Here is a 14,986-nt window from a genome sequence, read left to right as displayed (position 1 = left end):
TTTGCCGAAAGTCTCTCGTTCAATCTAAGTCTAGCATCGCGAGACACAAGTGTGCGAGCGTCTTGGGGGCTGTGAAAGATACGGGGTTTCACGTATCTTGGTTTTCAACGCGTTGCCGATTTCAGCACCCGGTCGACCATGGCGGGAGCAAGGCCGAGGTAATTTTTCGGTGAGGTGAGCGCCTCGATTGTTGCGCGGTCGATGCGGCTGGATATCCTGGGATCGGCGGACAGCGCATCGGCAAGGCTGATCCCGTTGTCGTTGGCCTGGCGGCAGGCGTCATAAACCACGTCATGCGCCTCCTGGCGCCCGATCTGCGGCGCCAGTCCCATCATGACCGCTTCGGCCACGATTAGGCCGCGGCTAAGGGCGAGATTGTTGTTCATCTTCGCTTCGTCCACGATGAGCCCGGCAAGCGCGAACTTGGCTTGGTGCAGCGCGCCGGCGGTCAGCACGAAGCTTTCCGGGATCGCCATCCATTCGGCGTGCCAGGGCCCGGTGGCGCGCTCGAAATCCTGCACCATGGCATCCAGCATCAGCCCGGCATGCTGGCGCACCGCCTTGGACGCGGCGAGCATCAGTTCCGAGGAGATCGGGTTGCGCTTCTGTGGCATGGTCGAGGAGGCGCCGCGGCCCTTGACGAAGGGCTCGTAGACCTCGGCGAACTCGGTCGAGGCCATGATCATGATGTCGAGGGCGATCTTGCCGAGCGAGCCGGTGACGAGCGCGAGGAAGTTCACCGCCTCGGCAAAGCCGTCGCGGGCAACGTGCCAAGTCGAGGCGGGAACACCGAGCTTCAACTCGGCGCAAAGCGCCTCCTGCACCTCAAAGCCCTTGTCGCCGAGCGAAGCCAGCGTGCCCGCCGCGCCCGCGAACTGCCCGACCAGGACACGCGGCTTCAATTGCGCGAGACGCTCGGCATGGCGGTCGAACATCGCGAGCCAGATCGCGGTCTTGTAGCCGAACGTCACCGGCAGCGCCTGCTGGAGATGGGTGCGGCCCGCCATCGGCGTGTCGCGATGACGCCTGGAGAGGTCTGCAAGGATTTTTCGCAAGTCGGCGATGTCGCGCTCGACGATCTCCAGCGCGGCGCGCAGTTGCAGGACCACAGCGGTGTCCATGATGTCCTGCGTGGTCGCGCCCCAATGCACGTAGCGGCCGGCCTCGCCGCATTGCTTCACCATCTGATGCACAAGCGGCAGGATCGGATAGCCGACGATGTCGGTCTCCTGCCGCAGCAGATCGAAATCGAGCGCAGCGACATTGGTCCGCGCCGCAATCTGGTCGGCTGCCTCGCGCGGAATCACGCCGCATGTCGCCTCCGCCTTCGCCAGCGCCACCTCGACCTCCGCATAGCGGCCAACCAGTGCGATGTCGGAAAACACCTCGCGCATCTCGGGCGTGCCAAAGGCGTCGCGGAACAGGATGGAGTCGAGCACGGTGGTGGAGGCGGGAAAGGCGGGCATGGGCATTTCTTTATGGTTGGTGTTTTGTATGGGGGCAGCTTACGCAGGGCGGGCTGTTCGGCAATGGACATTCGGGCGAGGCCACACAACCAATGCCGTCATTGCGAGGAGCTCCTGCGACGAAGCAATCCAGACTGTCTCCGCGGAACGATTCTGGATTGCTTCGCTCGCAATGACGTGAGGAGCCCGCCGCAATCTGATCCAAACCGCCACATACTCTCCGAGGTCGTATTCCCATCCGAAAACAGCATGGCTGCCATCACGCGATCGTGGTGAACCGGGTCGACCGCTCAGTGGACTCACAGACTTCGAGCAAAAGTCCATTTTGATTTCATCATTGCCCGATGTCGTTGTGAGGTCTGAGTTTTCGACGTGCAGTTCATGTTCCGGGACCACCTTCTCGATACCGACCGGCGCGAGCTGAGCCGCGAGCAGGTTCCCGTTTCCGTGGAACCGCAGGTGTTCGACCTCGTCGTCCATCTCATGGAAAACCGCGACCGGGTGGTCAGCAAGGACGAGCTGATCGACAAGATCTGGCACGGGCGCAGCGTCTCCGAATCCACCCTGACCAGCCGGATCAACGCGGCGCGCAAGGCGATCGGCGACAATGGCGCGAACCAGGCGCTGATCCGCACCATCGCGCGCAAGGGCTTTCGCTTCGTCGGCGATGTCGAGACCAAGCTCGCCGCGATCGCGCCCGATCGAAACCGCGGGACGCAGGCTCCGCAGACGATGCTCGCGCTGCCCGACAGGCCCGCGATCGCCGTGCTGCCCTTCACCAATATGAGCGGCGACCGCGAGCAAGACTATTTCTCCGACGGCATCAGCGAGGACATCATCACCGCGCTGTCGAAGCTGCGCTGGTTCTTCGTCGTCGCGCGCAACTCCTCCTTCGTCTACAAGGGCCGCGCCGTGCACATCCACGAGGTCGCGCGCGAGCTCGGCGTACGCTACGTGCTCGAAGGCAGCGTGCGGCGGAGCGGCGATCGCGTGCGCATCTCGGCGCAGCTCAACGACGTCTCGACCGGCAGCCATCTCTGGGCGGAGCGCTATGACCGCGAACTTGCCGACATCTTTGCCGTGCAGGACGAGATCACGGAAGCGATCGTCGCCGCGATCGAGCCGCAGCTCTACGCCGCCGAGAGCTTTCGCGCCCAGCAGAAGCCGCCGGGCAGCCTTGACGCCTGGGACCTCGTGATGCGCGCGCTGTCGCATTACTGGCGCATCACGCGCGAGGACAACGCCGCCGCGCAAGGGCTGTTGGAACAGGCGACGACGATCGACCCCGCCTATGGCAAGGCGCTCGGCCTGCTCGCGACCAGTCATATCTTCGGTGCGCATATGGGCTGGGCCGACATGGCTGCGACCGTGCCGGTCGCCGAACGCGCAGCACTTGCGGCGGTGGAAGCCGATCGCGACGACGCCTGGGCTCATCACGGCCTCGCCTATACTTATCTCTTCCGCCGCCGCTTCGACGATGCGCTGGCGGAGTTCGAGCTGACCTTGAGGCTCAATCCGAATTTTGCGATGGCGCACGCCTTTTACGGCGTGACGCTGTGCTACGCGGGACGATGGCAGGACGGCGATGCTGCCGCCCGTCGTGCGCTGCGGCTGAGCCCGCGCGATCCGCTCGCGGCGATCTATTGCGGGGTGGCGGCCTATGCCCAGTTCATCGGCCGCAATTACGATGCCTCCATCCAGCTGGCGCGGGAATCGATGCGGCAGCGCGCCGATTTCGTCGGCGCCCATCGCGTGTTGACCGCCGCGGCCGGCATGCTGGGTGACGCTCAGCTCGCGACATCCGCCCTGCAAGGCCTGCACCGCACCCAGCCCGGCCTCTCGCTCGCCTGGCTCACGCGTGAGCTGCCGATGCTGCGGGCCGAGGATCGCGAGCATTATCTCGAAGGTTTTCGGCGCGCGGGGATGAGGTAGGGACTTCTCCCTCGCCCCGCTTGCGGGGTGAGGGGGGGGTCTCCGCGAAGGCTGCGACAGTGAGCCTCGTGGAGAGTCCCCCTCACCCGGATTGCATCTTCGATGCAATCCGGCCTCTCCCCGCAAGCGGGGAGAGGCGAAGAAAACTCTACTCCTGCATCATCTCGCCGCTGCCGCCGAATTCGGCGGGAAAGTCCTTCAGCTTGGGCAGGCCGTCGCGCATCGGCAGCACCGTCTCGGAATAATTGACGTGGACGCCGGGCGCGAAGGCGAGCGTCGGAATGGTGGCGGTGAAGACGTCGATCAGATCGAGCGGCGGGTGGTTGGTCATGAGATGGCCGCCGCACTTCTTGCAATATTTGCGCTGGCTAAGCGGCGTCTTTGCGAAGGTCTCGACGTTCTGCCCGCCCTCGGTGATGCGCACCGCTTCAGGCTTCCACAGGCTGAAGGCGTTCACCGGCCCGCCCGACCAGGAGCGGCAGGAGCGGCAGTGGCAATAGCCCATCGCCGCCGGCTCGCCCGTGACCTCGATGGTGACCGCGCCACAGAAGCAATTTCCGACGTGTTTCATTTGGTCGTCTCCGTTGATGAAGGTTAAATTCCTCTCCCCGCTCCTCTGTTCGCCGATAACTCGGCGAACGCGGATGCGGGGTCGCGACGAGCTTCGCTCGCGCTGATAGCGTCGGGGTGAGGGGGACTCTCCCCCGAGACAATTTTGATGGCTGGAGTCCGGCAAGATCAGTTACGCGTTCGCGTTCCGCCGCGCGTCCTCCTTTCGGTGGACGCGACGGAAAGACGCGCGAACTAAACTGACCGGCGCCAGGGAATAAGCATCGATACCCGTTGTTTGTACTGCCGGTATTCGTCGCCGAAGAGATCGACGAGGTCGTGCTCCTCCAGCGCGATGCCGACGAAGATGTAGGCCGTGGTCACGGCCGCAAACAGCAAATGGCCCGCGGTCATGACCGGTGCCGCCCAGAACGCGATGATGAAGCCGAGATAGATCGGATGACGGACGAAATTGTAGAGCAGCGGCGTCTTGAAGCGCGGCGGCGCCGCCTCCTTGCCGACGAGATGGTTGGCCACCTGGTGCAATCCGAACAGCTCGAAGTGATTGATGATGAAGGTCGAGGTGAACACCAGCACCCAGCCCGCCAGCGACACCGTGACAAGCGTCACGGCAAGATCGGGATTTCCGACATCCCATATGACGGTCGGCATCGGGCGCCACTGCCAGAACAGGAGCAGCAATGACAGGCTCGCGAACAGCACGTAGGTCGAGCGCTCGACCGGCTTGGGCACGAACTGCGTCCACCACGCCTTGAACTGTTGGCGCGCCATCACGCTGTGCTGAACGGCGAACAACGACATGAGCAGAAGATTGATGATGACCGCTTCAACTGTCGGCGTTTCGGGTCCGGTGTCGATGGTCTTCGGCACCACCAGCCCCATGACGAAGCCGATGGCATAGAGAATAGTGACGAAAAACACGAGATATGCCGCAATTCCGTACAGAAAGGCGATGAACTTGAAAATGCGAGAGCCCGCAACCCCCGGGCCGATGGAATGAACCTGTTGATCAAATTGGGACATGGAATACTCCGTTGTGCCGAGACATCGACACCGTTTGGTCTTCCCACCATGCCCGAACGGACGTCCCCTGACTTTCGCGGACGGTTGATTTTCGCCTGAGACGACTTTGATTTTTGCTTGAGACGACAGAAACGTGCGATTTCTCTTTGAAAACAACGTACTCGACGGCGACCTGCGGGAGCTCACCTGCGGGGGCGCAGCCGTGCCGCTGCAGCCGCAGGTGTTCGATCTCCTGCTCTACCTCGTCGCCCAGCGCGCCCGAGTGGTCAGCAAGGATGACCTGATCAGCCAGATCTGGAGCGACCGCATCGTCTCGGACTCCGCGCTGAACAGCCGGATCAACGCCGTGCGAAAGGCGCTCGGTGATGACGGCGCGACGCAGCGGCTGATCAAGACCATCCCGCGCAAGGGCTTTCGTTTCGTCGGCGACGTCCGGGAAGGTGTGGCAACGCCACTTGCGCCGGCGGAACCCAGCCCTGCCCTGGCGCGCACGGTGACGGACCGCCCGGCGATCGCCGTGCTCGCCTTCGAGAACATGAGCGGCGATCCCGCGCAGGAATATTTCGGCGACGGGATCAGCGAGGACATCCTCACCGCGCTGTCGAAGCAGCGCTGGTTCATGGTGATCGCCCGCAACTCGTCCTTCACCTACAAAGGACGCGCGGTTCACATCAGGCAGATCGCCGAAGAGCTCGGCGTCCGCTACATCGTCGAAGGTAGCGTGCGCAAGGTGGACAATCGCGTGCGCATCACCGCGCAGCTCAACGACGCTACCACCGGCAGCCATCTCTGGGCCGAGCGCTACGACCGCGAGCTGATCGACGTCTTCGCCGTGCAGGACGACATCACCAACGCGATCGTCGCCGCGATCGAACCGCAGATCCATGCCGCGGAGAATTTTCGCGCCGACCGGAAGCCTCCGGCGAGCCTGGATGCCTGGGACCTGCTGATGCGCGCGCTGTCGCATTACTGGCGAGTGACGCGGCAGGACCATCAGGCCGCGCAGGCCTTGCTCGAACGCGCTATCGCCATCGATTCGAATTACGGCCAGGCGCTGTCGGTGCTCGCGGCAAGCCACATGTTCGGCGTGCATCTCGGCTGGGCGGAACTCGCCACGACGGCGCCGATCGCGGAGGCCGCCGCGCTTGCCGCGGTGCGCCACGACCACGAGGATGCCTGGGCGCACGCAGCCCTCGGCAGCGTCTTCTTCTCGACACGGCGGCTTTCCGACGCGCTGTCCGAGTTCGAGCAGGCGCTCGCGCTCAATCCGAACTTCTCGCTGGCGCAGGGCTATTACGCGCTCGCGCTGTCCTACGCCGGACGCTCACGGGAATCGTTCGACGCGGCACAGAGGGCGATCCGGCTCTCGCCGCGCGATCCGTCGCTCGCGATCTATTACGGCATCGCCGGCTATGCGCGCTTCACCGAGCGGCATTATGACGAGGCCATCACGCTCGCACGCGAGGCGATCCGTCACCGCGGCGATCTCACCGGCGCCTACCGCGTGCTCGCGGTGTCCGCCGGCATGACCGGTGACGGCGCGCTGGCGGAGATGGCGCTGGCCGAGCTCCGTCGCACCCAGCCAAACATCTCGCTGCACTGGATTGCGACGCAGTTGCCGTGGGCGAACGACGCAGACCGCGCGCATTATCTGGAAGGATTCCGCCGGGCGGGATTGCGGTAGGGCGTGCGGCCACTTTCCCCTACCCAGTGTTCGGACCGACGAGATTGTGGAGGGGTGTTCGGAGACATCATCTGAATCGCTTCTGAGCCGCGACGTCGTGTCGCTGTCGCCCCCAGTCGGTCAATGGCCGACCGATCATTTATGACAGAGCCGATAAAGGACGCGCTGTACATTTTTTGTGCGAACACTGTCGAGACTTTCATCTTGCGGCGTCGAATGAGACTATGTGAGCCTCGATATCGGATGGGGACTGGGATGGGACGGCCGTAGCTTCGCGCGCCATGACGTGCGAAGCGTTTGCGGCTGGTCTCGCTTGAGAAAGATACGACATGTCAAAACGAGTGTTGCTTGGACTCCTCCTGGCTTGCGGCCTCACGGCCTCGGCACTGGCGCAAGAGCCGAAAATGGGGGGCGTGATCAACGCCGTGATCCAGCCCGAGCCGCCCGGCCTGATGCTCGCGCAGATCCAGAATGGTCCGACCCAGATGGTGTCGGGCAACATCTTCGAGGGCCTGCTGCGCTACAGCCCCAAGCTCGAGCCGCTTCCGGAGCTCGCCGAGAGCTGGAGCGTCAGCGAGGACGCCAAGACCTACACTTTCAAGCTCCGGAAGGGCGTCACCTGGCATGACGGCAAGCCCTTCACGGCCGCGGACGTGCTGTTCTCGATCGAGATGCTGAAGCAGACCCACGCGCGTGCACGTAACAACCTCGCGCAGGTCGACAAGGTCGAGGCACCCGACGACTACACCGTGGTGTTCACGCTGAAGCAGCCGTTCGGCCCGTTCCTCGGCATCTTCGAGGTCGGCTCGATGCCGATGGTGCCGAAGCATCTCTATGAAGGCACCGACTGGAAGACCAACGCCTACAACAACGCGCCTGTCGGCACCGGCCCCTTCATGTTCAAGGAATGGCAGAAGGGCTCGTTCATCCGCCTGGTCAAGAACCCGAACTATTACGAGAAGGGCAAGCCCTATATCGACGAAATCTACTGGCAGATCATTCCCGACGCCGCCGCACGCTCGGTGGCGTATGAGACCGGCAAGGTCGATGTGCTGCCCGGCGGCTCGGTCGAGAACTTTGACGTGCCGCGCCTGTCCAAGCTCAAGGACACCTGCGTCACCGGCGCCGGCTGGGAGTTCTTCTCGCCGCTGGCCTGGCTGTGGCTCAACAACCGCCAGGGTCCGCTCGCCGACAAGCGGGTGCGGCAGGCGATCATGTTTGCGATCGACCGCGACTTCGCCAAGGACGTGATCTGGAACGGGCTCGGCAAGGTCGCGACTGGCCCGTCCGCCTCGACCATCAAGTACTACACCGCCGACGTGCCGAAATACCCGTACGATCCGGCCAAGGCCAAGGCACTGCTGAAGGAAGCCGGCTACAAGGGCGAGAAGATCCGCCTGCTGCCGCTCGCCTACGGCGAGACCTGGCAGCGCTGGGGTGAAGCGGTGAAGCAGAACCTCATGGACGTCGGCATGAACATCGAGACCATCGCCACCGACGTTGCCGGCGGTAACCAGAAGATCGGTGACTGGGACTACGACATCGCCTTCACCTATCTCTACCAATACGGCGATCCCGCGCTCGGCGTCGGCCGCAACTACGTCTCCAGCGCCATCGCCAAGGGCCAGGTGTTCAACAACGTCGAGGGTTACTCCAATCCCGAGATCGACAAGCTGTTCGCCGATGGCGCGGTTGCGACCCCGGATTCCAAGCGCAAGGAGATCTACGAGAAGGCGCAGAAGATCCTGGTCGAGGACGTGCCGGTGGCCTGGATGCTCGAGCTGCAATTCCCGACCATTATGCGCTGCAAGGTCAAGAACCTGATCACCACGGGGATCGGGGTCAATGACGGCTTCAAGGACGCATGGCTCGACAAGTGAGCCCCGCCCTCTTCACCTCTCCCCGCGTGCGGGGAGAGGTCGGATCGCATCGCAGATGCGATCCGGGTGAGGGGGTACAGGTCTCACGGCCACCTCACGCCTGGAGAGAGGCCCCTCACCCCAACCCTCTCCCCGCAAGAGCGGAGCGAGGGAGCGCACCGTCACCGTGGCTCGAGGTCACGCTACAAGATATGACTCTTTAGATGCTCTCCTTCGTTGCCCAGCGTGTCGTGAAGGGCGTGATCGTCCTGCTCGCGATCGTCGTCCTCAACTTCTTCCTGATCCGGCTTGCGCCCGGCGACCCCGCGGCTGTGATGGCGGGCGAGGCCGGCGCCAGTGACCAGATCTTTGTCAAGCAGCTCCGGGAAAAGTTCGGCCTCGACAAGCCGCTGCCCGAGCAGCTCTTCATCTACGTCAAGGGCGTCGTCACCCTCGATCTCGGCTTCTCGTTCCGCCAGCAGGCGCCGGTCGCGAAGCTGATTGGCGAACGGCTGCCGGCAACATTGCTGCTGACGCTGACGGCCTTCGCGATCTCGCTGATAGCAGGCGTTCTCTTCGGCACCTTTGCCGCGCGCTTTGCCGGAACGTTTCTCGACACCGCCATCACCGTCTTCGCGCTGATCTTCTATGCCATGCCAATCTTCTGGGTGGCACTGATGGGCATCCTGCTGTTCTCGGTCACCATGGATTGGCTGCCGAGCTTCGGCTACGAGACAGTCGGCGCCAACCTCACCGGTCTTGCCCACGCGGCCGATGTCGGCGCGCACCTGATCATGCCGGCGATGACGCTCGGCCTGTTCTTCATGGCGACCTACACCCGCATGACGCGCGCCTCGATGCTGGAGGTGAAGCGGCTCGACTTCGTCAAGACGGCGCGGGCGAAAGGTCTCTCCGACGCCGTGATCCAGCGCCGCCACGTGCTGCGCAACGCGCTGCTACCCGTGGTGACACTCGCCGGCGTGCATGCCGGCACGCTGATTGGCGGCGCGGTCATCACCGAGACCGTGTTCGCCTGGCCCGGCATCGGGCGTCTGATGTACGACGCGCTGCTCCAGCGCGACTACAATCTGCTCCTCGGCGTCTTCGTGACCTGTTCGATCATGGTCCTGATCTTCAACCTCATCACCGACCTGGTCTATCGCCTGGTCGACCCGCGCATCGAATTCGCCTCATGAAACAGTTCTGGAAATCGATGCTGCGCAGCCCGAGCGGCGTCATCGGGCTCGTGATCCTGGTTTTCGCGATCGGGATCGCGGTGTTCGGTCCGATGCTGTTCCCGAATTCGCCCTGGCGCATGGTGCAGCGGCCATTCCTGCCGCCCTTCACGCTTTCGACCGTGCCACTGGGCACCGACGCGCTCGGCCGCGACGTGTTTGCCGGCATGATCTTTGGCGCACGCGTCTCGCTGCTGGTCGGCCTCGTCTCGACGCTGGTTGCGCTGGTCGTCGGCGTTCCCATCGGCGCCATGGCCGGCTATTTCGGCGGCAGGGTCGACGACGCCTTGATGCGCTTCACCGAGTTCTTCCAGACCATTCCGAGCTTCGCGCTTGCGATCGTGCTGGTCGCGATCCTGCAGCCCTCGATCTATTCGATTGTGGCCTCGATCGCGGTGGTGAGCTGGCCGCCGGTCGCCCGCCTCGTGCGCGGCGAGGTGCTGTCGCTGCGCACGCGCGAATATGTCCAGGCCGCCGTCGTGACCGGCCAGAGCAACACCTGGATCATCCTGCGCGAGATTTTGCCCAACGCACTGTCGCCGGTGATCGTGCTGGCTTCGCTGATGGTCGCGACCGCGATCCTGCTGGAATCCTCGCTGGCCTTCCTCGGCCTCGGCGATCCCAATTTGATTTCCTGGGGCTACATGGTCGGCGCCGGCCGCACCGTAATCCGCCAGGCTTGGTGGATCACGGTGTTTCCCGGCGTCGCCATCCTGATCTCGGTGCTCGGCCTCAACCTGATCGGGGAAGGCCTCAACGACGCCCTCAATCCGCGCCTGTCGCGGGAGGGCCGCTGACGATGACCGCCCCGCCCGCCGTCTCGATCAAGAATCTGCGGATCGCGCTGCCCAAGGGTGCCGAGCGTCCCTTCGCTGTGGACGGCGTTTCGCTGGACTTGCGGCCCGGCAAGATCGTCTGCGTCGTCGGCGAGTCCGGCTCCGGCAAGTCGATGTGCGCGCATGCGCTGATGGGACTTCTGCCCGATACGGTTTCCGTCACCTCCGGCGAGATCCAGTTCGAAGGCCGCGACCTGCTCAAGCTCGATGACGATGCCTGGCGCGATCTGCGCGGGCGCCGGCTCGCGATGATTTTTCAGGAGCCGATGACCGCGCTCAATCCGTTGATGCGGATCGGCGACCAGATGGCGGAGATGTTCGAGGCCCACGGCCTGCTCACGCCGAAGGAGCGGCGCGCGAGAGCGTTGGCGCTGGCGCGCGAGGTCGGCCTGCCCGACCCCGAGCGCATCGTGCGCGCCTATCCGCATCAGCTGTCCGGCGGTCAGCGCCAGCGCGCCATGATCGCGATGGCGCTCGCGCTCGAACCGGCGGTCCTGGTTGCGGACGAGCCGACCACCGCGCTCGACGTCACCACGCAGGCACAGATCCTCAAACTGATCCGCAACCTCCAGCGCAACCGCAACATGGCGGTGATGTTCATCACCCATGATTTCGGCGTGGTCGCTGATATCGCCGACCAGGTCGTGGTGCTCCGGCACGGCAAGGTCGTGGAGGAAGGCCCCTCTGCTGCCGTCTTCAACACGCCGCAGCACGACTACACCAAGGCGCTGCTCGCCGCCGTGCCGTCGATGGACCCGCCGGCGCGCGAGCCGCTCGACGATCAGGCCAGGGCCGTCGAGGTGATCGGGCTGGACAAGACCTACATCACCTCGGGCGGCTGGTTTCGCGAGGACCGCCGCGTCGATGCCGCACGCGCGGTCAATTTCAATATTCTCAAGGGCGAGACGCTTGGGCTCGTCGGCGAATCCGGCTCCGGCAAATCGTCGGTGGCACGGCTCGTGATGCGGTTGATCGAAGCCGACCGGGGCACGGTGCGGATCGGCGAAACCGATCTCACTTCTCTGTCGGGCAGGGCGCTGCGCGCCGAGCGCCATCGCATCCAGATGATCTTTCAGGATCCGTTCGCCTCGCTCAATCCGCGGCGCAAGGTCGGCCACATCATCGCCGATGGCCCGATCGCGGCCGGCACCACACCGAAGGTCGCATTCGACCGCGCCCGTGATCTCCTCAAGATGGTCGGCCTCGATGCCGGCGCGCTGGAGCGCTATCCGCATGAATTCTCGGGCGGCCAACGCCAGCGCATCGGCATTGCGCGCGCGCTCGCGCTCGAGCCGGAGATCATCGTCGCCGACGAAGCCGTCTCCGCGCTCGACGTCTCCGTGCAGGCGCAGGTGTTGAGGCTGCTCGAAGACCTCAAGGCGCGCCTCGGCCTCTCGATGCTGTTCATCACCCACGATCTGCGCGTCGCCGCCCAAATCTGCGACCGCATCGCGGTGATGCAGCGCGGCGCCATCGTCGAGCTCAAGCCGACCGCCCAGCTGTTCGCCGCGCCCGAGCATGCCTACACGCGCGAACTGCTGGCCGCGGTGCCGGGGCGCAAAGGACGCGCTCCGGCAGCGTAAACCTGCAATCGGGACTGCTACTTGGAAGACGGGTTGGTGTTATTCCAGGTGGGCACCGAGTTGGTCACGCCAACCGAGGGCTGAGTGGACGTCCCGATCGACGGTGCCGTCGTCGTCCCGACTCGTTGGCCGGAACTTCCAATCGTGCCTTGCTGTACCGGCGCTCCCGGGGTGCTGTGCGTGCTGGTTTGTGCACCAGTTGTTGACGTCTGCGCGTTTGCAGCGAGCGGTGATGCCGCAAATCCCACGGCGATAAGTGCAGCAATGAGGCGTCTCGTTGTTGTCATGGCTCATCCTTTCGGGCGATCCTCAGTTGCTTCGGCCGTTCACCTATCGAACCGCTCACGCACTGAGCAACCTGACAACGCCACGTGCACGAAGATGTGCCGCAGCAAGGCCATACTGCGTGTCTCAACACTCCGTTACGCTGCCCTTGACGAGCTGTTCGCGTTTGTTCCGGGATACAACGAGCGCGGGCTGACGGTATTAAGGATGACGCATCTGCTCCGGTATTCCGTTCCGCCTCCGGCAACAGCAGTCACGGGCTTTTTATCCGTCGTGACCATCCGCGCAGCTGAAAAACACAGGTCGGCGCCCCACCTCCTGATGGAATGATTACCATCATCTCATGATGGGTTCATCGATCCATTGGAGGCCGACATGGGCCAGGTTATTCAGTTTGTCTCGAAATCGGAGCGCGAGCGTCTTCGCCTCATTCAGGAAGCGCGCGCGATCTATGACAGCATTTTCCCGTCTGATCCGGCCGACGAGCAGCAGGACAAGGCGACGATCGGTCGCGCTGCCGGCAGCGACGTGGGAAATCTGGCGTGATCAAGATCATCGCAGTGCTCTGTAGCCTCGCCTCCCCGGGGAATTGCCACGAGCAGATCGTCACCACCTCGGACTTTGCCAACGTTTCGATGCAGTCCTGCCTGATGGGCGCGCCGCAGCTCGCCGAATGGATGAACCAGCATCCAGCCGAGCGCCTGGCAGGATGGCGCTGTGTGTTCGGTCAACAGACCGGCAGGGGCGCCTGAGGCCGCCTTTTGGCTCTTCCGCATCCCTGAAGCGCGCATCATCGATGCGAAAGGCCGGCTGATCGCGCATGCGACGACGACCTGCTTGGTGTTCGGGATCGAGAAGGGCCGCGCGGAAGGCTGATCGCCGGCGCAACCGCTACTCACCGCGGGTTGGTATTGCTCCAGGTCGGGACCGAGTTGGTCACGCCGACCGACGGCCAGTTGTACGTTCCGATCGATGGCGCGGTGACCGTCCCGACTGTCTGCCCGGACGACCCGTAAGACGCCCTCGGCTGCACTATCGGCGATCCGGCACCGCCATAGGCCGGTGCCATCACGCTGGTGCTGTAATAATGGCGGCTCGACCGGTGCTTCTTCGCTTCAGCCGCGAAGGGCGCAGCGAACAGCCCGGCAGTGATGAGTGCGGCAATCGCGAGTTTGAAGGTCGTCATGGCTGATCCCTTAGTTCACGGGTCCCGTCGTGCCATCTGTTGCTTCGTCAGCAGATTTCCATAGGCCTCCTGTTCATAACTCCGTGCAGACCCAAATGTGCCGGAGCGCGACTGCCGCTCAGGTCGACGCCGAATGTCTTGCAGAGGCCGATTTGTCCGGCCGGCGTGATGCGCACGATCCGTGTGTCGCGGTCCCGCCGCAGCCAGCCGCGCTCCAGACAGCACCGGTGGATCTCCGCGCCGACGTGACCGGCGATGTGATAGCGGCGCTCGCTCCAGTCGAGGCAGGGGCGGCAGAAGATTCGCCTGCTTCCGGATTTTGGCACCGGCACGGCGCCGAACGCAGAGAGGAAGTCCATCCCGGAAGCTGTCACCTCGCCGCCGTCATCGGTGAGGACGATGTGGCCTTTGCCAACGAGGGCGTCGGCAATGGCGACGCCGAGATAGCCGGCCAGATGGTCGTAGCAGGTGCGCGCGAAGCGAAGCCGGGTATCGGTGATCGAGCGTGGCTGGTGGCGCTGCGGAACCTCGATCGCGGCGACGGCTTTGATGCCTTCCAGCATCCTGGCAACCAGAGGTGAGGCGATACGGTAATAGCGGTTACGGCGCTTCTGCGTCACGGCGAGCAATCGCGCGCCGACCAGCTTGCCGAGATGTCCGCTTGCCGTCGATCGCGATATTCGCGCGCGCGAGGCGAGCTCGCTTGCGGTCAGCGCCTGTCCGCCCATCAACGCAGCCAGCATCGTGGCCCGCGCGGTATCGCCGACCAGCGCCGCCACCTCGACCATATTTGCTGCTGCGACCATGGAGAAAGCGTAGCGCGACCGCATTGGCGCGACAACGGCAATGGTTTGGCGGCGGCCGAACCATTGGACACCGCAGGCGCTCTACCATGGCTTCCGCAAACCAGGAGGACCCGGATGAAACGAATTCGCGTGGAGCCGATATCGACCTATCTGGAGCGTCGCCGCAAAGGCCCGATCTATCCGGTCGTCGTCGCTAAAGGCCTCGTCTATCTGTCCGGCCTGCCGCCGTTCGACCCTGAAACGGGCGACGTCAGGCCAATGCCGTTCGAGCGGCAGGCCGCGATCGTGCTTGACCAGATGCAGCGCTGCCTGGAGGCGGCGGGCTCGTCGCTGGCGGAGGTGATCAAGTGCAATGTCTATTGCACGCCGGATCCCGCGCATTTCGCCGTGTTCAACGAAGTGTACGCCCGCTATTTCCGGGACGAAACACCCGCACGTATCTTCGTGCATGTCCCGTCTTGGCCAGGACCGTTCGACGTCGAGATTGATTGCGTCGCTCTGGCGGGGCACGACGGGTGAGA

14 protein-coding genes are annotated in these 14,986 nt (G+C 64.0%); 9 read left to right on the top strand and 5 right to left on the bottom strand.

Annotation, left to right across the window (positions count from 1 at the left end; genetic code table 11):
- Positions 1-104: 104 nt before the first annotated feature.
- Positions 105-1,466, bottom strand: a complete 1,362-nt coding sequence (gene pcaB, locus IVB29_RS14055) for a 3-carboxy-cis,cis-muconate cycloisomerase (RefSeq protein ID WP_247503957.1) — start codon at positions 1,464-1,466, stop codon at positions 105-107.
- Between the two features lie 372 nt (positions 1,467-1,838).
- On the opposite strand from pcaB, the gene IVB29_RS14050 reads away from it, so the two are divergent.
- Positions 1,839-3,398 (top strand): winged helix-turn-helix domain-containing protein, encoded by a 1,560-nt coding sequence (locus IVB29_RS14050; RefSeq protein WP_247503956.1) that lies wholly within the window; start codon positions 1,839-1,841, stop codon positions 3,396-3,398.
- A gap of 148 nt (positions 3,399-3,546) precedes the next feature.
- On the opposite strand, the gene IVB29_RS14045 is transcribed toward IVB29_RS14050, so the two are convergent.
- Positions 3,547-3,969, bottom strand: coding sequence for a GFA family protein (locus IVB29_RS14045; protein ID WP_247503955.1), 423 nt, complete (start codon positions 3,967-3,969; stop codon positions 3,547-3,549).
- A gap of 233 nt (positions 3,970-4,202) precedes the next feature.
- Positions 4,203-4,991 (bottom strand): methanethiol S-methyltransferase, encoded by a 789-nt coding sequence (gene mddA, locus IVB29_RS14040; RefSeq protein ID WP_247503954.1) that lies wholly within the window; start codon positions 4,989-4,991, stop codon positions 4,203-4,205.
- 133 nt (positions 4,992-5,124) lie between these two features.
- Here mddA and IVB29_RS14035 point away from each other — a divergent pair, with 133 nt between their 5' ends.
- From IVB29_RS14035 to IVB29_RS14000, 7 genes are all read left to right on the top strand, one after another.
- Positions 5,125-6,675 carry a winged helix-turn-helix domain-containing protein gene (locus tag IVB29_RS14035; protein WP_247503953.1) on the top strand — a complete coding sequence of 517 codons (1,551 nt, stop codon included), beginning with the start codon at positions 5,125-5,127 and terminating at the stop codon, positions 6,673-6,675.
- Positions 6,676-7,004: 329 nt separating this feature from the next.
- Positions 7,005-8,555, top strand: a complete 1,551-nt coding sequence (locus IVB29_RS14030; protein WP_247503952.1) for an ABC transporter substrate-binding protein — start codon at positions 7,005-7,007, stop codon at positions 8,553-8,555.
- A gap of 203 nt (positions 8,556-8,758) precedes the next feature.
- On the top strand, positions 8,759-9,730 hold the full coding sequence (locus IVB29_RS14025; RefSeq protein WP_247503951.1) for an ABC transporter permease: 972 nt from the start codon (positions 8,759-8,761) through the stop codon (positions 9,728-9,730).
- Positions 9,727-10,566: an ABC transporter permease gene (locus tag IVB29_RS14020; protein ID WP_247503950.1), complete on the top strand. Its 840-nt coding sequence runs from the start codon at positions 9,727-9,729 to the stop codon at positions 10,564-10,566. The genes IVB29_RS14025 and IVB29_RS14020 overlap by 4 nt, the downstream gene beginning before the upstream one ends.
- Positions 10,567-10,568: 2 nt before the next feature.
- A complete protein-coding gene (locus IVB29_RS14015; RefSeq protein ID WP_247503949.1) occupies positions 10,569-12,188 on the top strand; it encodes an ABC transporter ATP-binding protein in 1,620 nt (539 codons plus the stop codon).
- 660 nt (positions 12,189-12,848) lie between these two features.
- Entirely contained in the window at positions 12,849-13,019 is a 171-nt protein-coding gene (locus tag IVB29_RS14005; RefSeq protein WP_247503947.1) for a hypothetical protein, read from the top strand.
- Positions 13,016-13,225: a hypothetical protein gene (locus tag IVB29_RS14000; RefSeq protein ID WP_247503946.1), complete on the top strand. Its 210-nt coding sequence runs from the start codon at positions 13,016-13,018 to the stop codon at positions 13,223-13,225. The genes IVB29_RS14005 and IVB29_RS14000 overlap by 4 nt, the downstream gene beginning before the upstream one ends.
- A 143-nt stretch (positions 13,226-13,368) precedes the next feature.
- Here the strand turns inward: IVB29_RS14000 and IVB29_RS13995 are convergent, their stop codons facing one another.
- Both IVB29_RS13995 and IVB29_RS13990 read right to left on the bottom strand, forming a co-directional pair.
- A complete protein-coding gene (locus IVB29_RS13995) occupies positions 13,369-13,659 on the bottom strand; it encodes a hypothetical protein (protein ID WP_247503945.1) in 291 nt (96 codons plus the stop codon).
- A 47-nt stretch (positions 13,660-13,706) separates the two neighbouring features.
- The gene (locus IVB29_RS13990; RefSeq protein WP_247503944.1) at positions 13,707-14,465 is read right to left on the bottom strand and encodes a helix-turn-helix transcriptional regulator; all 759 of its coding nucleotides are present in this window, start codon (positions 14,463-14,465) and stop codon (positions 13,707-13,709) included.
- 114 nt (positions 14,466-14,579) lie between these two features.
- On the opposite strand from IVB29_RS13990, the gene IVB29_RS13985 reads away from it, so the two are divergent.
- A complete protein-coding gene (locus IVB29_RS13985) occupies positions 14,580-14,984 on the top strand; it encodes a RidA family protein (protein ID WP_247503943.1) in 405 nt (134 codons plus the stop codon).
- Positions 14,985-14,986: the final 2 nt, after the last annotated feature.

The sequence above is a fragment of the Bradyrhizobium sp. 1 genome, from assembly GCF_023073315.1.
Classification (GTDB): domain Bacteria; phylum Pseudomonadota; class Alphaproteobacteria; order Rhizobiales; family Xanthobacteraceae; genus Bradyrhizobium.
Note: the sequence above shows the minus strand (reverse complement) of the source record. Positions and strands in the feature narration are given on the sequence as shown.